This is a genomic window from Klebsiella pasteurii (genome assembly GCF_018139045.1).
Classification (GTDB): domain Bacteria; phylum Pseudomonadota; class Gammaproteobacteria; order Enterobacterales; family Enterobacteriaceae; genus Klebsiella; species Klebsiella grimontii.
In genome coordinates this window covers 4,732,424-4,751,089 of the sequence record NZ_CP073236.1, presented here as the reverse complement: position 1 = coordinate 4,751,089, position 18,666 = coordinate 4,732,424, and the positions used below count along the sequence as shown (strand labels likewise).

At 53.3% G+C, this 18,666-nt stretch carries 20 protein-coding genes; 8 read left to right on the top strand and 12 right to left on the bottom strand.

Annotated elements, in window-relative coordinates; genetic code table 11:
* Positions 1 to 77: 77 nt before the first annotated feature.
* A complete protein-coding gene (gene fhuF / locus KCG39_RS22315) occupies positions 78 to 866 on the top strand; it encodes a siderophore-iron reductase FhuF (RefSeq protein WP_004128675.1) in 789 nt (262 codons plus the stop codon).
* Positions 867 to 913: 47 nt separating this feature from the next.
* Here fhuF and KCG39_RS22310 read toward each other — a convergent pair whose 3' ends face one another.
* Entirely contained in the window at positions 914 to 2,257 is a 1,344-nt protein-coding gene (locus tag KCG39_RS22310) for a PTS sugar transporter subunit IIC (RefSeq protein WP_142445038.1), read from the bottom strand.
* Positions 2,258 to 2,598: 341 nt separating this feature from the next.
* Here KCG39_RS22310 and KCG39_RS22305 point away from each other — a divergent pair, with 341 nt between their 5' ends.
* Complete coding sequence (locus KCG39_RS22305; protein WP_004128671.1) at positions 2,599 to 3,057, top strand: YbaK/EbsC family protein; 459 nt, start codon at positions 2,599 to 2,601, stop codon at positions 3,055 to 3,057.
* A gap of 13 nt (positions 3,058 to 3,070) precedes the next feature.
* On the opposite strand, the gene bglJ is transcribed toward KCG39_RS22305, so the two are convergent.
* From bglJ to pobA, 4 genes are all read right to left on the bottom strand, one after another.
* A complete protein-coding gene (bglJ, locus tag KCG39_RS22300; RefSeq protein WP_004128669.1) occupies positions 3,071 to 3,751 on the bottom strand; it encodes a DNA-binding transcriptional activator BglJ in 681 nt (226 codons plus the stop codon).
* Positions 3,712 to 4,434, bottom strand: a complete 723-nt coding sequence (locus KCG39_RS22295; protein WP_087828597.1) for a helix-turn-helix transcriptional regulator — start codon at positions 4,432 to 4,434, stop codon at positions 3,712 to 3,714. The genes bglJ and KCG39_RS22295 overlap by 40 nt, the downstream gene beginning before the upstream one ends.
* A gap of 279 nt (positions 4,435 to 4,713) precedes the next feature.
* Entirely contained in the window at positions 4,714 to 5,583 is an 870-nt protein-coding gene (locus KCG39_RS22290; protein ID WP_004128665.1) for a helix-turn-helix domain-containing protein, read from the bottom strand.
* A gap of 23 nt (positions 5,584 to 5,606) precedes the next feature.
* Positions 5,607 to 6,791, bottom strand: coding sequence for a 4-hydroxybenzoate 3-monooxygenase (gene pobA / locus KCG39_RS22285; RefSeq protein ID WP_004128662.1), 1,185 nt, complete (start codon positions 6,789 to 6,791; stop codon positions 5,607 to 5,609).
* 284 nt (positions 6,792 to 7,075) lie between these two features.
* Between pobA and KCG39_RS22280 the strand changes: the two genes are divergently transcribed.
* The 6 genes from KCG39_RS22280 (at position 7,076) to opgB (ending at position 12,813) form a co-directional block, all read left to right on the top strand.
* A complete protein-coding gene (locus KCG39_RS22280) occupies positions 7,076 to 7,852 on the top strand; it encodes a threonine/serine exporter family protein (RefSeq protein ID WP_004128660.1) in 777 nt (258 codons plus the stop codon).
* A complete protein-coding gene (locus KCG39_RS22275) occupies positions 7,843 to 8,316 on the top strand; it encodes a threonine/serine exporter (protein WP_004134228.1) in 474 nt (157 codons plus the stop codon). Before KCG39_RS22280 ends, KCG39_RS22275 begins: the two co-directional genes overlap by 10 nt.
* A gap of 108 nt (positions 8,317 to 8,424) precedes the next feature.
* Positions 8,425 to 8,964 (top strand): primosomal protein DnaT, encoded by a 540-nt coding sequence (dnaT, locus tag KCG39_RS22270; RefSeq protein ID WP_142445036.1) that lies wholly within the window; start codon positions 8,425 to 8,427, stop codon positions 8,962 to 8,964.
* Between the two features lie 2 nt (positions 8,965 to 8,966).
* Complete coding sequence (dnaC, locus tag KCG39_RS22265) at positions 8,967 to 9,704, top strand: replicative helicase loader DnaC (protein WP_014227813.1); 738 nt, start codon at positions 8,967 to 8,969, stop codon at positions 9,702 to 9,704.
* 65 nt (positions 9,705 to 9,769) lie between these two features.
* Positions 9,770 to 10,264, top strand: a complete 495-nt coding sequence (locus tag KCG39_RS22260; protein ID WP_004128652.1) for a YjjA family protein — start codon at positions 9,770 to 9,772, stop codon at positions 10,262 to 10,264.
* Positions 10,265 to 10,521: 257 nt separating this feature from the next.
* On the top strand, positions 10,522 to 12,813 hold the full coding sequence (opgB, locus tag KCG39_RS22255; protein ID WP_004128650.1) for a phosphatidylglycerol--membrane-oligosaccharide glycerophosphotransferase: 2,292 nt from the start codon (positions 10,522 to 10,524) through the stop codon (positions 12,811 to 12,813).
* 53 nt (positions 12,814 to 12,866) lie between these two features.
* Here opgB and KCG39_RS22250 read toward each other — a convergent pair whose 3' ends face one another.
* The 7 genes from KCG39_RS22250 to KCG39_RS22220 form a co-directional block, all read right to left on the bottom strand.
* Positions 12,867 to 13,805, bottom strand: coding sequence for an Rpn family recombination-promoting nuclease/putative transposase (locus KCG39_RS22250; protein ID WP_211811476.1), 939 nt, complete (start codon positions 13,803 to 13,805; stop codon positions 12,867 to 12,869).
* Positions 13,806 to 13,944: 139 nt separating this feature from the next.
* Positions 13,945 to 14,955: an SIS domain-containing protein gene (locus KCG39_RS22245; protein ID WP_004128647.1), complete on the bottom strand. Its 1,011-nt coding sequence runs from the start codon at positions 14,953 to 14,955 to the stop codon at positions 13,945 to 13,947.
* Between the two features lie 18 nt (positions 14,956 to 14,973).
* Entirely contained in the window at positions 14,974 to 16,035 is a 1,062-nt protein-coding gene (locus KCG39_RS22240; protein ID WP_211811475.1) for an SIS domain-containing protein, read from the bottom strand.
* Positions 16,036 to 16,047: 12 nt separating this feature from the next.
* On the bottom strand, positions 16,048 to 16,899 hold the full coding sequence (locus KCG39_RS22235; RefSeq protein ID WP_087828593.1) for a PTS system mannose/fructose/sorbose family transporter subunit IID: 852 nt from the start codon (positions 16,897 to 16,899) through the stop codon (positions 16,048 to 16,050).
* A complete protein-coding gene (locus tag KCG39_RS22230; RefSeq protein WP_004108505.1) occupies positions 16,877 to 17,656 on the bottom strand; it encodes a PTS mannose/fructose/sorbose/N-acetylgalactosamine transporter subunit IIC in 780 nt (259 codons plus the stop codon). Before KCG39_RS22230 ends, KCG39_RS22235 begins: the two co-directional genes overlap by 23 nt.
* A gap of 16 nt (positions 17,657 to 17,672) precedes the next feature.
* Entirely contained in the window at positions 17,673 to 18,143 is a 471-nt protein-coding gene (locus KCG39_RS22225; protein WP_024360411.1) for a PTS sugar transporter subunit IIB, read from the bottom strand.
* 14 nt (positions 18,144 to 18,157) lie between these two features.
* Positions 18,158 to 18,580 (bottom strand): PTS sugar transporter subunit IIA, encoded by a 423-nt coding sequence (locus tag KCG39_RS22220; RefSeq protein WP_004128638.1) that lies wholly within the window; start codon positions 18,578 to 18,580, stop codon positions 18,158 to 18,160.
* Between the last annotated feature and the right edge of the window lie 86 nt (positions 18,581 to 18,666).

Genomic DNA, 18,666 nt, shown 5'->3' with positions numbered 1-18,666 from the left:
GACAAATCGCTTGCCAAGCCGGGACCACGGCATTAGTATCAGAAATCATTATCATTTAGATTTGTATCTGGCACTCGATGGCTTACCGTTCACTCGCATTCAACACTGAGATCATCTGGCGGGCACCGCTCCCTTCGGCTGACCGTGAACTGGCAAATTCAATACGCGACAAAATTACCGTGTTACGCCCCCATCTGCTGGATTTTCTCCGTCTGAATGAAGAAGCCCCTCCCCATGCGCTAACCCTGGCTGAATGGTCACAACCCTCGACGCTGAGTTCGTTCATCGCAACCTGGTCCGACCATATTTATCGTCACCAGCCCAGTCAACCCCGTGAGCAAAAACCGCTGCTGTCCCTCTGGGCGCAATGGTACATCGGTTTACTGGTGCCCCCTTTAATGTTGGCGCTGTTGAGCGAAGATCGAGCCATTAGCCTGGCGCCGGAACATGTGCGCGTCGAGTTTCATGAGTCAGGCCGCGCCGCCTGTTTCTGGATTGATATTCATTCAGCAGGTACTTCCCCGACAGAGCCCGCGCAGTCCCGGATAGAAAAGCTGGTCATCACGGCTTTACAACCCGTCGTGCAGGCGCTTGAAGCCACCGGCGATATTAATGGCAAGCTTATCTGGAACAATACTGGCTACCTGATTAACTGGTATCTGGGAGAAATGAAAACGTTGCTGGGAGATGAAAAAGTGGCCGCTCTACGCCAGCACTGCTTCTTCGAAAAACAGCTATCCAACGGCGAAGATAACCCGCTGTGGCGAACCGTGGTTTTACGTGAAGGGCAGCTGGTGCGCCGCACCTGCTGCCAGCGCTATCGCCTGCCGGATGTGCAGCAGTGCGGGGACTGCACGTTGAAATGATCTTTTGATAACGTCAACGGGCGGCTATTTCAGCCGCCCGTTTGCTTTTATGCCGTCTGCTGGCTCTCTTCCGCGATGCGCTGCGCCTCTTCGGCCTCTTGCGCTAACAGCTGTTTCTCATAAACCTTGAAGAACGGGAAGTAGATAATCGCGGAAACGCACGCGAGGACAACCACCAGAATCGCCGCCCGAAAATCCCAACCCAGCGCCCATGCGCCGCCAATCGGTGCCGGGGCGGTCCACGGCACAACCGAAATCACCCGGCCAATGAGATCCATCTTCATGGCGGCCCAGGCCAGCACGGCATTGACCATCGGCGCCAGCAGGAAGGGAATAAAGAACACCGGGTTCATCACGATAGGCGTGCCAAAAATGACCGGCTCGTTGATGTTAAACAGGCTTGGCACCACGCTCAGGCGGCCAATTGACCGCAGATGCGCGGAGCGGCTACGCAGATAGCAGAACACAAGCCCCATCGTCGCTCCAGAACCGCCAATCACAATAAAGAATGTCCAGAACGCTTCCATAAAGATATGCGGCAGTGGAGCACCCTGCGCCAGAGCCTGTTGGTTCATGCCGAGGTTAGTGAGCCAGAACATCTGCAGCATGCCAGAAACAATAGCCGCACCGTGGATACCCGCAAACCACAGCAGGTGGCCCACCAGGACCGCCAGTAAAATTGCGGGCAGCGAGTCGGCTGCGGAAACCAGCGGTTTAAAGATAGCCATAATGGCCTGAGGGATCAGCATATCAAAATGATGCTGAATAAGCAGGCTCAGGGGATACAGCGTCAGGACGACAACCAGAACCGGGATCAGCAGGTCAAACGAGTTTTTGATCATCGGCGGCACCTGATCCGGCAGGCGAATACCAATATTATGCGCTTTCAGGAAACGCATCATTTCAACGCAATAGACCGCCACAAGAATCGCCGTAAATATCCCGGTTCCTCCCAGGCTATCTACCGGCAGGTTGCCGTTCGTTTTTGGCGCCGCCACCAGCAGGAAGGCCATAATCGACAGCATGGCGCACATAAAGGGGTCGAGCTGATTGATTTTTTCGTAATGCTTACCGAGGTTATAGGCGATCGCGGCGCAAATATAGATCGACATAATACCCATCGTCATATCGAACGGCGTCAGAATTCGCCCTTCAAACTCTTTTGCCAGATCCAGCCAGGCGCGGGCAAATCCCCATGTGGTATCCGGTGAAAACGGCGGATAAGCGAATACCAATAGAAAAGAGCCGACAATCATAAACGGCATGGCGGAGATAAAACCGTCGCGGATAGCCATCACGTGGCGCTGAGACGAGATGCGCCCGGCGACAGGGCTGATGTAATTTTCTACGAAGCGAAATATCAGATTAAATGCAGCATGGTTAGCAGACATAGCAGCCCTCCTGACAGGCTAGATGAACAGGCCCAACAACGATTATCTTGCCGCTGTGATGAATCCGCTTCTGCGAGTGAGCGACCAGATTTGATAGCCCGCAGGCTTTAGTGCTCAGGTACGTTCGATTCATCTTCGGCTCTTTTGTTATAGGTGACGCAGGGAAGTTACCTTGTCAGTATTCATGTCTCTATGAATAACCGCAACCGGTTACAGTAACCGGTTGCGGCGAATGTGAAGGAGATCCAGAAATTAGAAAGAATCTTGATTATCAACGAGAGATATTTACACTTTGCGAAGCTTGTGACAGATTTTTAACAAGCCTTAATCAGGAGATTCCAATGAGTCTGCAGTCCGTGCGGCAGTTTTTTGCTGACCACGCCCCCGATATCGAAATCATCGAACTTACTCAGAGCACGGCCACGGTAGCATTAGCCGCAGCGGCGCATAACGTTGAACCCGGGCAAATAGCCAAGACCCTGTCTTTAAAAATAAAAGACAGGGTTGTGCTCGTTGTCGCAAAAGGCGATGCGCGCCTGGATAATAAAAAACTAAAGGAAGCCTTCGGCGCCAAAGCGCGCATGCTCAGCAGCGATGAGGTCATTACGCTAACGGGACACCCTATTGGCGGCGTCTGCCCCTTTGGCCTGGAAGTTCCGCTGGCGGTGTACTGCGATATTTCACTGAGGCAGTACCCGGAAGTGCTGCCAGCAGCAGGATCAATTCATAGCGCCGTTCGCATTTCACCCGAGCGGATGGCGCAGTTGACTGATGCTAAGTGGATTGACGTTTGTCTTTAATAGATCGTTGGCACTACTGAGCAAGGCGCATAACTCTGGCATCGTCATTATTCGCCGACAGGCGCATTAAAATGTCTGCCGCGCTCAGTAGTCCCATATCAGAACTGACGCCAAGCTTGGTCATGGCATTGAACTTATGGGCCCGAATCGTTTTAATATTTCTTTCCAGCTGTGTCGCTATTTCAGGTAAAGAGTAGCCATAAGACATATATCGTAGGATGGTATGCTCCGTTGGGCTCAAAATTTGGCCAGAAATGCTCTGCTTTTGACATACCGAGCCCTCATTGGTCTGATAGCTATGATCGAGAAGCTGAAGCAAATATTCCTGCAGCTGGATCCGACAGGCAGATTTATTCAGAATGCCGTGTAAGCGGGAGGGCGTCAGATGGCTAACCAAACGCATTTCCGCTTCATCATTCGCTAAGACAATTCTTTGCATTTCTGGGCAATAACGCGCGATCTCATGGAGAAAGAGCAAGCTTTCAAGACGGGACCTGCGATTACCTGAAAGTGAAAAAATAATCGCAGAAAAATCTTTAGACTGAAACTCTCGTTTTAATGCTTTAGTATCTTGAAAGAATTGAATACGATAATTCTTACCACTTTCATTAATTAAGATGTGGCGAAGAGCTACTTCCGTCATCGCACATTTCTCTACGATAGCGATATATCGTGTTGTGAAGTCTTTTTCCATTCCGTTTGATCTCCATAGGCTGAATAAATATTCAGCTCCTTCATTCCCTGTGCACTATTAATCCAGGCATACATCTCTGCATTACTACGTAGAGATAAGCGGCGCATAGCACTATTTTTCTGCGCACTTATGGTTTTATTGCTCTTCTTCAATAAAGCAGCAATTTGATTAATTCCCCATCCTTTTGCAAGAAGCCTCAATACTTTACGCTCGGAAAGAGTCAAAATGACCATTTTTTGCTGTTCTTCACCGATGCGTTCGACTTCAGGGGAGAACAACGTCTGGCTAATACGTTCGGCGGCAAGACCACCAGCGCGAACTACTTCGATAAGGCGTTTTACCGGTTCGCTGTCTGAAATTAACGTACTTTCAGGACGCATTAATAATTGAACGGCTAACGGAAAACAGGTGTTTCCTACCATAAAGACCCAGTGTATATCCCTGTATTGGGTCATTAAAGAGTAGTAGTGTTCACAAATGTTTCTAGGATGCTCTATTTCACCGGACAAGTCAGCGATAACCAGCACTGCGCGACGCAATTGCAGCAGGGTTAGCTCATCCTGAGAACGACAAAAATTCAATTCATAATCAGGGAGATGCTCCCCCACGATGGCCTTCAAACCGGACTGCATCACCGGTATTCTGCTGATAATAATGCCGAACTTACCCTGTCCTGGTAACATAAACCCTCCGCTTCCTGTCGAAGACTCACCGCCGGCGCAAAAACAATCGGATGAATAATTTAATAACCATCATAATTATTTTGCCAAAATGAATCTTTATCGTCCCTGGCGGGTACGCTATATCGTACCCTAAAACCAACTTATATTGTGAGGAGTAACATATTGCTGTTATCCATGCCAATGATTAACATTAACACAGGTGGTTGTCATCAATAAATTAGAAATGGTTAACATCGTCGTTAGATACGCTAACTTAAGATAAATTAAATAAAGATTTCTTTATTTAATTTTTTTCCTAAATGCTTTTGGGGATTCGCCGCTATAGCGACGAAAGAAACGAGAAAAATAGGCAGCATCATTAAACCCCAAGTAATCAGAAAGTTGCGCAATAGTCATGCTGGTATACAGCAGGTTGCGACGCGCCTCAAGCATCACCCTTTGATGTAAAACTCCCAGCGCACTGCAGCCATAAAATTCATGACACAAATAATTTAAATGGGTCGCGGACACACCCACCCGCCTGGCATATTCGGCTAAGGGCAGATGTTCGCGATAATGGCTTTCAATGAGACGAGAGAAATGGCGCATCACGCTACGCTTGCGTTCCGCTTTGTCCTCCGCTATCGGCTGTGGGCGATATTGCCGATTCAGCCAGACCAGCAGCGCTCCCAGCAGCGAATGCAGCATCATTTCACGCGCATCATACTCCTCACGGTACTCTTCTCGCAAAGCGGTAAACAGCGCCCGAATATGGCCCCGAGAGGCTTTTACCGGCACACACTGCGGCTGGCCGAGGAGATCCAATTGGCGGCCAAACTGATTCTCAACCCTCCTGAGCAGGGGTAATGCCAGGGATAAAACGTATCCTTCCGTGCCCGGCGAAAATCGAAATCCATGAATACAAAGCGCCGGAACAACCTGAATACAGGATTCCACCATCACGGTCGTTGTTCCTTCGATTTCAATTTCCGCCCGCCCTTTATGCAGGTACAACAGCTGCACCAGCTCAGCATGCTGATGCACGCGGATATGCCATTCATAAAGATGGCTGCGCTGGAGTATCGACTCACAGTGCAGAAGTTCGGGCGTTGGCCAGCCCTGCTCTTCGCCATACAGTTTGAAAACGGGAATGGTGCTCACTGCCTGCATCACGCCTCCGGATATTTTTGGTGTTACGCCACGCGCTCCATCGGCAGACCAACATAGTTTTCAGCGATAGTGGTTAAGCCGGCGCGTGATTGCAGATAATAACGACGATCCGCCGCCTGCATTTTTCTATCGAACTCGCTTTGCTGCGGAAAATCATGCAGCAGACGCGTCATAAACCAGCTGAAACGCTCCCCCTTCCACACCCGATCCAACGCCAAACGCGAGTAGCTGGCTAAGAGGTCAACGCGGCCATGGTGATAATACTCGCGCAGGATCCGCCATAAATAGTTCACGTCGGACGCTGCGAGATTCAACCCTTTTGCCCCGGTTGGCGGTACGATATGCGCCGCATCTCCCACCAGAAATAGCTTCCCGTACTGCATCGGCTCCACCACATAGCTGCGCAGCGGCGCGATGCTCTTCTCCAGTGAGTGACCCGTCACTAACTTGCCGGATAACTCATCAGGGAGACGCCGTTTAAGTTCATTCCAAAAGCGCTCATCAGACCAGGCCTCCACCTTTTCGCTAAGCGGTACCTGCAGATAATAGCGACTTCTGGTTAGTGAGCGCTGACTACACAGCACAAACCCGCGTTCGTGGTGAGCGTAAATAAGCTCCGGATTTACCGGCGGCGTGTCGGCAAGCAGTCCCAGCCAGCCAAACGGCCAGACGCTCTCGTACTCTTTCAGAACCCCTGCCGGAATACTCTGCCGGGACACGCCGTGAAAGCCGTCGCAACCGGCGATAAAGTCGCACTCCAGGAGGAGGTTTTCTCCGTTACAGGTAAAAGAGACCGATGGTCTATCGCTTTTGGCATCATTAATTGTGACGTCGCTAACCCCATAAATCGTCGGGGCGCCACATTCCGCCCGCGCCGCCATTAAATCCCGCGTCACCTCAGTCTGGCCGTATACCATCACGCTTTTGCCTTCCGTCAACTCCGTCAGCGCAACCGGTACGCGCTTGCCTTCAAACAGAAACTCGACCCCATGATGGATCAGGCCTTCAGCATCCATTCGCCGGGCCGCCCCGGCTTCGCGCAGCAGCTCTACCGTTCCGCTTTCCAGAATGCCCGCACGGATCCTCCCCAGCACATACTCGGGCGTCTGTCGCTCAAGTATCACCGTCTGAATCCCGGCGTTATGTAAGAGCTGCCCCAACAGGAGTCCGGACGGACCCGCGCCGATAATCGCCACTTGTGTTTTCATAGGATCGCCTCAGCAAGGTTAATTATTTGTTTGTTTTTTGTTTATTAAAAGTTTGAATTTGCATTTTTGATAAGTCTGCCGGGAAAAAGAAGGGAGAAAATGGCGCAAAAATTGTACTTTTCACCAATCTTGCGGAAGTGTGGCTGAGTTCAAATTTTCACAGAGCCCGCAGAGCGGGTGTTTTTTTACACATTGTTTGATCCTGACCGCTCAGAGAAAGCACGACTTCAGGTAAAAGTATCGCCAGACACTACGGCATCGGGCATCACGGACAGCAGGTATTTATGCAAGCAGATCGGGCAACCCAGCGCGCAATCACGCGCTTGTGCATTCAATGTGGTCTTTTCTTATTACAGCATGGCGCGGAAAGCGCGCTGGTTGAGGAGCTTTCAACTCGTCTGGGCCTGGCGTTGGGGATGGATAGCGTTGAAAGCGCCATCTCTTCCAATGCGATTGTGCTCACAACCATCAAAGATGGCGAATGCCTGACTTCAACGCGAAAAAACACCGATCGCGGCATCAACATGCACGTCGTCACGGAAGTTCAGCATATTGTGATTATGGCAGAGCATAAACTGCTGGATTATAAGGATGTCGAAAAACGATTCGCGCAAATTAAACCGCTGCGCTACCCACGCTGGCTACTGGTGTTAATGGTCGGCCTCTCCTGCGCCTGCTTTTGCAAACTTAACAACGGCGGCTGGGATGGCGCGCTGGTCACCTTCTGCGCCAGTACGATAGCCATGTATATTCGTCAGGTACTCACCCATCGCTCTATGCATCCGCAAATCAATTTCTGCCTCACCGCCTTCGTCGCAACGACCATCTCCGGACTGATGCTGCGCCTGCCCGCTTTCGCCAGCACGCCGACGATAGCGATGGCCGCCAGCGTACTGCTGCTGGTACCCGGCTTTCCGCTGATCAACGCCGTTGCCGACATGTTTAAAGGGCATATCAATACCGGCCTGGCGCGCTGGGCCATTGCCAGTCTGCTCACGCTCGCCACCTGTATTGGCGTGGTGATGGCGATGACGATGTGGGGGCTACGCGGATGGGCATAATTATGTATCTCTACGCGCTGGCGCAGGATATGGCTCTGGCAGCCATCCCCGCCGTTGGGTTCGCCATGGTATTCAACGTCCCACAGCGAGCGCTGCGCTGGTGCGCGCTGCTGGGGGCTATCGGCCACGGCTCGCGCATGGTCATGATGACGGCAGGTTTTAATATCGAGTGGGCAACGTTCATGGCCGCCCTGCTGGTTGGCAGCATTGGGATCCAGTGGTCCCGTTGGTATCTGGCGCACCCGAAGATTTTCACCGTAGCGGCGGTGATCCCGATGTTCCCCGGTATCTCTGCCTATACCGCGATGATTTCAGCGGTCAAAATCAGCCATTTCGGCTACTCGGAAGAGATGATGATTATGCTGCTGAGTAACTTTCTCAAGGCTTCATCCATCGTTGGCGCATTATCGATCGGTCTTTCTATCCCGGGGCTTTGGCTGTATCGCAAGCGTCCGCGCGTTTAATTCACCGCGCCGCCGGGTTACCTGCGGCGCTCCTTCCTGAGCGACCTCTATGCTACTATGTGTGCAGCTACCCCTCTCCTTTTAGTTGTTCAGAGTTGAGATTGATTTATGTCTTCACGAATATTAACTACCGATTTTAGCGGTCTGGATGACTTCATGCAGGATCACGCAGCGGTACTGGCAAAATCGGCCAGCGGCGCCGTCGCCGTATTTACCAACAATGCCCCCGCCTTCTATGCGCTGACGCCGGAGCGTCTGGCGCAGCTGCTGGAGCTGGAAGCCAAACTGGCGCGCCCCAATAGCGATATCGCCCTCGACGCGCAGTTTTTTGACGAGCCGACGGCGGTTCCCGTTGCAGTACCGATGGGCAAATTCCCGATGTACGCTGACTGGCAGCCGGATGCCGATTTTCAGCGTCTGGCTGCGCTGTGGGGCATCGCCCTAAGCCAGCCCGTTACGCCGGAAGAGCTGGCCGCATTTGTCGCCTACTGGCAGGCGGAAGGTAAAGTCTTTCATCATGTCCAGTGGCAGCAGAAGCTAGCACGCAGCGTACAGATTGGCCGGGCCAGCAACGGCGGCCAGCCGCGGCGTGACGTCAACGCGATTAGCGAACCCGAAAATCATATTCCACGAGGATTCCGCGGATGAGCATGAAAAATGTCGGCGATTTAATGAAGCGCCTGCAAAAGATGATGCCAGCCCATGTCGAACCCGCGTTTAAGACAGGTGAGGAGCTGCTGGCATGGCAAAAAGAACAGGGCAAGCTGCGGTCTGAAGCGCTGGAACGCGAAAACCGCGCCATGAAAATGCAGCGTACCTTTAACCGTTCCGGTATCCGACCGCTGCACCAGAACTGCTCGCTGGATAACTACCGGGTTGAGTGTGAAGGCCAGATGATTGCGCTTTCCCGAGCGCGCCAGTACGTCGAGGAGTTCGACGGCAATATCGCCAGCTTTATCTTTTCCGGCAAACCGGGCACCGGAAAAAACCACCTCGCCGCCGCTATCTGCAACGAACTGCTGCTGCGGGGCAAGTCGGTGTTGATTATTACCGTCGCCGATATCATGTCAGCGATGAAAGATACCTTCGGCAACCGGGAAACCAGCGAAGAGCAGCTTCTCACCGACCTGAGCAAAGTCGACCTGCTGGTGATTGACGAAATCGGGATGCAAACGGAATCACGCTACGAAAAGGTTATCATTAACCAGATCGTCGATCGTCGCTCTTCGTCAAAACGTCCCACCGGTATGCTGACTAACAGCACCATGGACGAGATGAACAAGCTTCTTGGCGAGCGCGTCATGGACCGCATGCGGCTGGGCAATAGCCTGTGGGTCAACTTCAACTGGGACAGCTACCGCGATCGCGTGACCGGCAAAGAGTATTAAGATATTTCTGAACACTGCCGGCGTTATAATCAGGATATTGTTCAGTCACGGCGAAGAGTATGTCTATGAAATCTGTAAAAACGTTATTCCGCACGGCGATGGTGGCCAGCGCTTTATTGACCTTCGGCGCTCACGCCACCTCCTGGCAGGACTCTCTCTCCAGCGCTGCGAACCAGCTCAGCAGCCAGAGCGGTAGCCAGCAAAGCGGCGGCATGTCCCTCTCTTCGCTGACCGGTTTGCTCAACGGCGGCAGTCAGTCGTTGACTTCCAGCAGCATGAATAATGCCGCCGGGATTATGTCTTATTGCGCGAAACAGAAACTGACGTCGGTAACCAATACCGAAAACATTAAAAACCAGGTTCTGGATAAGCTGGGTCTCAGCGCGCCGGAAAAACAAAAAGAAGATACCAATTATCTTGATGGCCTTCAGGGCTTGCTGAGTAGCAAAGACGGTCAGCAGCTGAATCTGAATAGCCTCGGCAGTAGCCCGCTGGCAGAAAAAGTGAAAACCAAAGCCTGCGACCTGGTATTAAAACAGGGCGTTAGCTTCCTCTCCTGATCCTGGCCGCATAATGCCGCGTTTGGCGCTTTACCCTGGCCAGCGCGGCCGCAACCTCTGTTTTTTAACATCTCTCCTTCTGAACCCCTGGCAGACAAGATGTGAAGCGGGTCAAAAATGGCGATTTATAAACCAATTCTGAACCACAGCACAAATTCATGACGATACAATTGCGGCAATATTGCGCTGCAATTACAGTGTAGCGTGGAAAAAGATCTATCTGGCCAGCCGACAGCTGGCGTGAATGAGGATGAGCTGTGTCAGAGTTGTTATCCATCGCCCTGTTTGTTGCTTCGGTGATGATTTATGCGTTAAAAGCCGGTCGTAATACCTGGTGGTTCGCCGCCACGCTCACGGTGCTGGGCCTGTTCGTTATTCTGAATATTACCCTCTACGCCAGCAATTACTTCACCGGCGACGGTATCAATGACGCGGTACTTTATACGTTGACCAACAGCCTGACGGGCGCTGGCGTGGGCAAATATATTCTGCCGGGCGTTGGGCTGGTCGTGGCGCTGGTCGCGGTATTTGGCGCACTCGGCTGGGTACTGCGCCGCCGCCGGCATCATCCTCATCACTTTGGTTACAGCCTGGTGGCGCTAGTCCTGGCGCTGGCGTCCGTGGACGCCAGTCCGGCCTTCCGCCAGATTAGCGAGTTGGTCAAATCCCAGTCCCGCGATGGCGATCCTGACTTTGTGGCTTACTACAAAGAACCGTCAAAAAGCATCGCGGACCCGAAACTGAACCTGGTGTACATCTACGGCGAAAGCCTTGAGCGCACTTATTTTGATAACGACGCCTTCCCGAACCTGACCCCGGAGCTCGGCAAGCTAAAAAGCGAGGGCCTGGATTTCAGCAACACCGCCCAGCTCCCCGGTACTGACTACACGATTGCCGGAATGGTCGCTTCCCAGTGCGGGATACCGCTGTTTGCGCCGTTTGAAGGCAACGCATCGGCTTCGGTTTCCAGTTTTTTCCCGCAGAATATCTGCCTCGGCGATATCCTGAAAAACTCGGGTTATGAGAACTACTTCGTACAGGGCGCTAACCTGCGCTTTGCCGGAAAAGACGTTTTCCTGAAATCGCACGGCTTCGATCATCTGTACGGCGCGGAAGAGCTAAAAACCACGGTCGCCGACCCAACCTACCGTAACGATTGGGGCTTCTACGATGATACGGTGCTTGATGAAACCTGGAAAAAATTCGAAGCGCTTTCACAATCGGGAAAACGCTTCTCGCTGTTTGCGCTGACGGTCGACACCCATCATCCGGATGGTTTTATTTCCCGTACCTGCCAGCGCAAAAGCTACGATATGGACGGTAAAAAGAACCTCTCTTTCAGCGCCGTTTCCTGTAGTCAGGAGCATATCGCGGCGTTAATTGAGAAGATTAAAGCGTCGCCGTGGTTCAAAAATACGGTCATTGTGGTCTCATCCGATCACCTGGCGATGAAAAACACCGCCTGGGAGTATCTGAATAAACAGGATCGCAGCAACCTGTTTTTCATTCTGCGCGGCGATAAGCCCCAGCAGGATACGCTGGCCGTTAAACGTAATACTATGGACAACGGCGCGACGGTGCTGGATATTCTCGGCGGCGATAACTTTATTGGTCTTGGCCGCAGCAGTCTATCCGGGGAGTCGCTTTCAAGCGTTTTCCTCAATATGAAAGAGAAGGTGCTGGCGTGGAAGCCGGATATCATCCGCCTGTGGAATTTCCCCAAAGAGATGAAGAATTTCACCGTTGATTCGCAGAAGAATATGATCTCCTTCTCCGGCAGCCATTTCCGCCTGCCGCTGCTGCTGCGCATCTCCGATAAGCGCGTTGAGCCGCTGCCGGAGAGCGAATACTCCGCGCCGCTGCGCTTCCAGCTAGCCGACTTCGCGCCACGCGATAACTTCGTCTGGGTCGACCGCTGCTACAAAATGGGTCAGCTATGGTCGCCGGAGCTGGCGCTCTCCACCGACTGGTGCGTATCCCAGGGTCAACTAGGCGGCGAACAGCAGGTCCAGCGCGTTGACAAAGCCCAGTGGCAGGGTAAAACCGCCTTTAAAGATACCCTTATCGATATGGAACGTTATAAGGGCAACGTCGATACTCTGAAGATTGTCGATAACGATATTCGCTATAAAGCCGACAGCTTCCTGTTCAACGTGGCCGGCGCGCCGGAAGAGGTGAAGCAATTCAGCGGCATATCTCGCCCGGAATCATGGGGGCGCTGGTCGAACGCGCAGCTCGGCAGTGAAGTGAAAATTGAATATAAAGAGCCGCTGCCGGAGAAATTCGACCTGGTGATTACCGCCAAAGCCTACGGGCCAAACGCCAATAAACCGATTCCGGTACGCGTGGGCAACAGCGAACAAACGCTAACGCTGGCCAATGATGTCACCACCACGACCCTGCATTTCGATAATCCGTCGCGCAGCAACACGTTGACGATTGCGCCGCCGGACCCGCAGTCCACGAACGAGGGTAATATTCTCGGCCATTCCCCGCGCCAACTGGGCATCGGCATGGTTGAAATCAAAGTGGTGAAAAGCGAAGGTTAAGTCATCGCGCCCGGCGACTTTTTGCGCCGGGCCATGGTTGTGGAGGCCGGGTATTAACAATGCAGCGGCTTGAGTTCATCCGCCGAAAGTCCGGTAATTCGCTGGACCGTTTCCTTATCCAAACCGTTCTGCAGCATACTGCCGGCAATGCGCAGCGCTTCCCGTCGGCTCCCTTCCTGCAGCCCTTCTTGCCGGCCCTCTAACCGCCCTTCCTGTCTTCCCTCTTGCCGACCTTCCTGCTTGAGCTTTTGAGCGATGGACATTAATCTCTCCTCATATTGTGGCAGACGGCAGGCCAACCGGCGGAGAAACACGCCTGGATCGGCGGAATTGCCGTACTGCAGCATATAATGAAACAGCACTCTCAACTGCCTGCGGTTAGTGTATCCCAGCATCACGAGGGTCGCCAACGACTCCGTAATCCCGCTGAGATCGCGCTGACGAATATGCTTTTGCATCAGCTCCAGCAAAGCGACCCGCCGATGCTGAACGATTTCATCATCCGGCATCACCGTTACGTCAACCGGCGGAAACGGGCAGGCATACAGCTTCTTCGCCATCTGCGGGTCGGCAAATTCATCCAGCCAGTTCAGGGAAAAGGGATAGGGACTGGCCGCACCATGATAAAAAAGCATCGGCACGACCAGCGGCAGCGCTTTATGCCCAGCGTCGAGATGCCGCTGCATCGCGGCAATCGCATAGCGCATCAGGCGAAAAGCCATATGGTTATCCGGCGAGCTCTGGTGTTCTATGACCACATAAACATACCCCGGGCCGGAGCGGGTTTGTACTGACCACAGCACGTCCGAATACCAGGCGCGCAAATCCTCATCAATAAAGCTCGCTGGCTCCAGCCGCAGCGTCGCAAAATCACACCGCTGGCGGATCGCCTGGGGAAGGTAGAGCGTGAGGAAATCATGCGCCGTCTCCGGGTGGCGAAGAAATCGTTTGAATACCGCATCGTGCGGCGTCGACGTCATCCGTTTTTTCATGGCCGTCCGCTTGCCTGAAAGTGAAGGAAAGCCGGACTCTACCACCGCTTTTTACCCGGTTGGTTTTGGCGATGATTTTCTGGGAAGCGCCTCGGAGAATAGCGCGGCGGCCAGCCAGGCTGGCCGCCGCAAGCAAGGCTTAGTAATCAAACTGACGGTAATAACGGCGAATATTGAGATCGTGCCCGGTGTGATGTTCAAAATGGGCCGCCAGCCTGTCCACCAGCAGGGTGGAAACCACGCACGGCGCCATAATCCAGCGGAAAGCATCATCGATGCCGTTCAGCGGGTAGTCGCGCGGGTCAATCACCACCAGATGGTCGGTGATCTTCTCAGCGAAGCGTTCAACGCGCTCATCCAGCCCCCGGCATTTACCCTCGCCTTTGACCAGAAACAGCGGAACCTCTTTCTCCAGCAACTCCAGCGTGCCGTGGAAAAATTCGGCGGAACTCACCGACTTGGTCCGCTTCCACTGCATCTCTTCAAGAATACACATCGAGAACAGATAGACCTCGCCCCACATTTCCGCGCCGCCAATCCACATCATATAGTCGCAGCCATGATATTGAGCGGCTATTTTATCCGCCTGCGGATCGAACCGGCGTTTGGCCTGCAGAAGATTTTCCGGCAGCAGTTCCAGCTGGCTGGCAAAACGATCGTAATCGGCAAAGTCGCCGTGACGATAAATAACACGGAAGAATAACCAGTACAGCAGCATATATTCATATTCCACGCCGTTTTTGTGGCACATCGGAATATGCCAGCTCGCCGCCTCAGCTAATGGCGAATCAGCGTTACGGGTAATGGCCACCACGCGAATCCCCTGCGCTTTGCACCATTCGGCAATGGCGACCGACTCTTTGGTATCGCCGGACTTGGATAACGTCACCACCACCGCATCTTTATTTAATTTTTTGTGCCCACGATGAATTAATTCCGCCGCCTGCTCAAGGTAAACAGGTACGCTGGTTAATTCTTTTGCAAACTCATTTATTGCCATCATCGGCGCCAAAGAACCGCCTACCGAGGCGAAAAATAACGCGCTACAGCCGCTGTGATAAATATCGTCGGCGACGGCTTCTGCCTGCTGACGCGCAGCGATGATCTCGCGAGCACTGGTCAGGTACTCGTCCTGATTAAAACCCAACATAGTTATTCTCCTGAATAATCAGATTTTACTTTTTAATACGCGGTCAAAATCGTCAAAAATACGTTTTGCCAGATCGATCCCTTTTAGTCGGGCGGTATGCCATGCCAGCATCTGGACCGGAACGATTAGCAGCAGCGGCGCCAGGTGATGGTCACACGGATAGTTCAGCGCCAGCGCCTGCTCATCCTCTTTATCGCTGAGCGTCAGCGTAAAGGCCCGGGCAATGGACGGCGCCATATAGTCCCGCAGCGCCCCGGTACGCGCATCCGGCGCATCTTCAATAAACAGCATCACGTGACGGGCGTTCGCCTCCAGATAGGGGCCGTGCATATAGGCCTCAAGTTCAAATCCACTAGAAGGGACCCGCACCGTCTCGGTAAATTTGGTTTCGAACTCCTTCGCCACGCCAACCAGCGCGCCATAGCCGATGGCGATAAATCGTTCGCCGCCCCGCAGCGCTTCGCCGTGCCTGTCGATAAAGCGCGAGGTGCGGGCGATAACATCCGGGATAGCCGCCGCCAGCCGCTGCAGCTCGTCAAGATAGCGCTGCTCCTCGGCCTCGCTGACTCTTCCCTGGACACGGGCAATCATCAGCGCCATCAGCAGCAAATTCAGTACCGTCGCGCTAAATCCGCGGGTGACAAACCCTACGCTCTCAATACCGGTATTGATATCCAGTACCCCGTCGCAATCGCGGGCTATCGGGCTTTGCGGGTCGGAGGTCAAGGCAAAAACCGGCAGATTCGCCGCCTGGACCTTGCGCATCGCCTCCAGCGTCGAGGCGCTTTTTCCGCTCTGCGAAATCGCCACCACCAGATCGGTATGCGGATCGACAGCCTCGTAATGCGTAAAGTTATACGGCTCTTTAATTTCAACCAACACGCCGAAGCGCTGTTCAAAGAAATAGCGCGCGCACAGTGCGGCGTTTAGCGACGATCCGGTCGCCAGCAGCAAAATACGGCGTACCGGATGCTGGCGGGCGAAATCCTCAATCGCCGCCAGCTTTTGCCGATAGTCGCGCAGGATCTGCGCCAGACAGGCCGGCTCTTCGCTGATATACGTCATCATTGTTGGTACCATTTTCGACTCCCGTTAAAACAAGCCAATCCACGAACCCAGAATGCCCACCAGCGCCATCCCGCCAATAATAGAAAGCGGTTTGACCTTACGCCCCAGCAGCCAGTAAACGATGCCAAAGCTCAGCAACGGCAGCATGCAGGGCAGAATGTCGTTGATAATGTCCTGTACCTGGGTTTTCGCCTCCCCGGCACCGAAAGAGACAGGGATAGTGATATCAATCATTGAGGCGGTCATCGCGCCCACCACCATCAGGCCGATAATCGACGCCCCGTAGGTCAGGCTCTCCATCATTCCGCTCTTCTGGATCCGCTGCAGCACCCCGGTGCCCAGCACGTAGCCCCAGCGGGTAAAGAACCAGCGCACCAGAATATGCGGTACGTTAAACACCAGCAGAAACAGAATGGGTCCGAGAACGTTGCCCTTTAGCGCAAGGCTGGTGCCGATGCCGGTGGCGATCAGCCGCAGCGTCCCCCAGAAAAAGGAGTCCCCCAACCCGGCCAGCGGCCCCATCAGCGACGCTTTAACGTTATCAATCGCGTTGGCGTCCATGTTTTTCTGCTGGCTATTTTTCTCCTCCATCGCCGTGGTGATCCCCAGCAGCAATGTGACGATATGCGGCGTGGTATTGAAGAACACCAGATGTCGTTTCAACGCTCCGGCCAGCTCCTCTTTGCGCGGATAGAGCTTTTTCAGCACCGGAATCAGCGCGTAAACAAAGGCGAGATTCATCTGCCGCTCATAGTTCCACGAGAACTCCATCTGGAAGGAGCGCCAGAACACCCGGCGTAAATCGCGCGGCGTAATACGGGTCTCTTCTTGCTCCTGCGGGCGCAGGGTCTCTTCAGAAATCATCTTCGTCGTCATCGCTGACTCCTTGTTCTGTCGTCGTACGAGGTGAGCTCAACGCGGTGACGTTAACCATGACCACCGCCACGATTGCGCCAAGAATGGCGATGCCGGTCACCGGGATTTTCAGGTAGGCCATCAGCACGAAGCCGAGGAAAAAGTACGGCGCGACTTTCTTGTTAATCAGCAGCCTGGCGAGCATCGCGAAGCCGAGAGCCGGAATGATGCCGGTAGCGACGCTGAGCCCGTGTTTGATAAATTCCGGGATGGTATCGAGCAGGGATTTCACCGCGTTGCTGCCGACCAGGAATGAAACGGTCACCACCGTGGCCAGCATCAGCGACAGCCCGAAGCCGGCAATCAGATGCATCCGCTCAATGCCCCGCGTATCCGCCCGTTCCGCGTAGCCGTCAGCCTTCTGGCTGAGCATCGGGATAAACATCCCCAGATAAACGTTTTTCAGGATTAGCGTCAGGGTGGCGATAGGCAGGCCAAGCAGCAGCGCCGTTTCCGTTCCCGCGCCGGAGGTAATGGCGAACGCCACCCCGAGAATGCCGCCGGTTACCACGTCAGGCGGTATCGACGCGCCGACGGAGAAAGATCCAATAAACGCCAGCTCGAGCGTTGCCCCCATGATGACGCCGGTCTGCACATCCCCCAGCACCAGTCCGGTCAGCAGCCCGGTGACGATAGGCCGCGAAATCAGCGACGTCCCTAATGCATATTCCGATTGCGCGATAAACGCCACCAGACCCAGTAAGAGAGCCTCTACCATAATCTGTCCTCCGGAATTAAACGCATTCCGCAAAAAGCTGTTTGCGATCGTTAGGGACCTGGCGGATCTCAACCTCGACGCCTTTCCCGACCAGTTGCTGCAGTTGCTCTATTTCTTCCGGGAGTAAATTAATCGCCTTAGAGATATTTTTGCTGCCCTCTTTAGCCTTAATCCCACCGAGATTAATACTTTTTATTTCCGCGACGGCGCTGGCAATACGCCAGGCGTCATTCACCGACTCCACAACGATAAAGAGATTATATTTATCCGTAACGCCGCTTTTTATCGCTTCTATAGCGTCGTCAATATTTTTAATCACCAGTTTTACCGAAGGCGGCTTGGCGAGCTTAATCGTGGTTTTCCGCAGCTCATCAGTGGGGACATTATCGTTGGCAATTAAAATGCAATCGGCCCCGACATACTGGGTCCAGGAAAAAGCGACCTGGCCGTGGAGTAATCGATGGTCTACCCTTAATAGCGTAATCATGGTGTTCCCTCATTTCAGAAGTCTTTATCAACGGTCATCGCACTGGCAATCGTCTGATTGCAGTACTGGATGCTCTCTTTGGCGCTTGTTAATGCTTCAGAAATTAATTTCTCGGTATTTTCTTCCCCTGCGGAAATAAGCAAATCAATAATCAGCGGCAAGTTTAAACCGGACAATAAATGAAAATTAGGACGCGATAAAAAACGCACAAACTCATTATTGACGCTACCGGCGAAAATATCCGTAATGACAATCAGCTCATCCTCAGCGGGAAAACGCGCCAGCAGCGTCTCCACCTGCTGCGTTAGATCGGCCTCCTCTTCGATATAGGCGCAGAGGGTATGAATATCCGGCTGCTTGCCGAGGATCAGCTCCACGGAGTTCAGCAGACCGTTAGCAAAGGTGCCATGGCTGGCAAAAATATAGTGTCGTTTCATCCTTACCTCGAAAGCGCATTCCACTGCTTTCTTAATTGCAACCGGCGTGCCAGAAACAGTGGCGCGCCGGTTAGCGCAAGGACCAA

Coding starts and splice junctions, on each gene's coding strand:
- fhuF (WP_004128675.1), top strand. CDS start 78: ATGGCTTACCGTTCACTCGCATTCAACACTGAGATCATCTGGCGGGCA.
- KCG39_RS22310 (WP_142445038.1), bottom strand. CDS start 2,257: ATGTCTGCTAACCATGCTGCATTTAATCTGATATTTCGCTTCGTAGAA.
- KCG39_RS22305 (WP_004128671.1), top strand. CDS start 2,599: ATGAGTCTGCAGTCCGTGCGGCAGTTTTTTGCTGACCACGCCCCCGAT.
- bglJ (WP_004128669.1), bottom strand. CDS start 3,751: ATGGAAAAAGACTTCACAACACGATATATCGCTATCGTAGAGAAATGT.
- KCG39_RS22295 (WP_087828597.1), bottom strand. CDS start 4,434: ATGTTACCAGGACAGGGTAAGTTCGGCATTATTATCAGCAGAATACCG.
- KCG39_RS22290 (WP_004128665.1), bottom strand. CDS start 5,583: ATGCAGGCAGTGAGCACCATTCCCGTTTTCAAACTGTATGGCGAAGAG.
- pobA (WP_004128662.1), bottom strand. CDS start 6,791: ATGAAAACACAAGTGGCGATTATCGGCGCGGGTCCGTCCGGACTCCTG.
- KCG39_RS22280 (WP_004128660.1), top strand. CDS start 7,076: ATGCAAGCAGATCGGGCAACCCAGCGCGCAATCACGCGCTTGTGCATT.
- KCG39_RS22275 (WP_004134228.1), top strand. CDS start 7,843: ATGGGCATAATTATGTATCTCTACGCGCTGGCGCAGGATATGGCTCTG.
- dnaT (WP_142445036.1), top strand. CDS start 8,425: ATGTCTTCACGAATATTAACTACCGATTTTAGCGGTCTGGATGACTTC.
- dnaC (WP_014227813.1), top strand. CDS start 8,967: ATGAAAAATGTCGGCGATTTAATGAAGCGCCTGCAAAAGATGATGCCA.
- KCG39_RS22260 (WP_004128652.1), top strand. CDS start 9,770: ATGAAATCTGTAAAAACGTTATTCCGCACGGCGATGGTGGCCAGCGCT.
- KCG39_RS22250 (WP_211811476.1), bottom strand. CDS start 13,805: ATGAAAAAACGGATGACGTCGACGCCGCACGATGCGGTATTCAAACGA.
- KCG39_RS22245 (WP_004128647.1), bottom strand. CDS start 14,955: ATGTTGGGTTTTAATCAGGACGAGTACCTGACCAGTGCTCGCGAGATC.
- KCG39_RS22240 (WP_211811475.1), bottom strand. CDS start 16,035: ATGGTACCAACAATGATGACGTATATCAGCGAAGAGCCGGCCTGTCTG.
- KCG39_RS22235 (WP_087828593.1), bottom strand. CDS start 16,899: ATGACGACGAAGATGATTTCTGAAGAGACCCTGCGCCCGCAGGAGCAA.
- KCG39_RS22230 (WP_004108505.1), bottom strand. CDS start 17,656: ATGGTAGAGGCTCTCTTACTGGGTCTGGTGGCGTTTATCGCGCAATCG.
- KCG39_RS22225 (WP_024360411.1), bottom strand. CDS start 18,143: ATGATTACGCTATTAAGGGTAGACCATCGATTACTCCACGGCCAGGTC.
- KCG39_RS22220 (WP_004128638.1), bottom strand. CDS start 18,580: ATGAAACGACACTATATTTTTGCCAGCCATGGCACCTTTGCTAACGGT.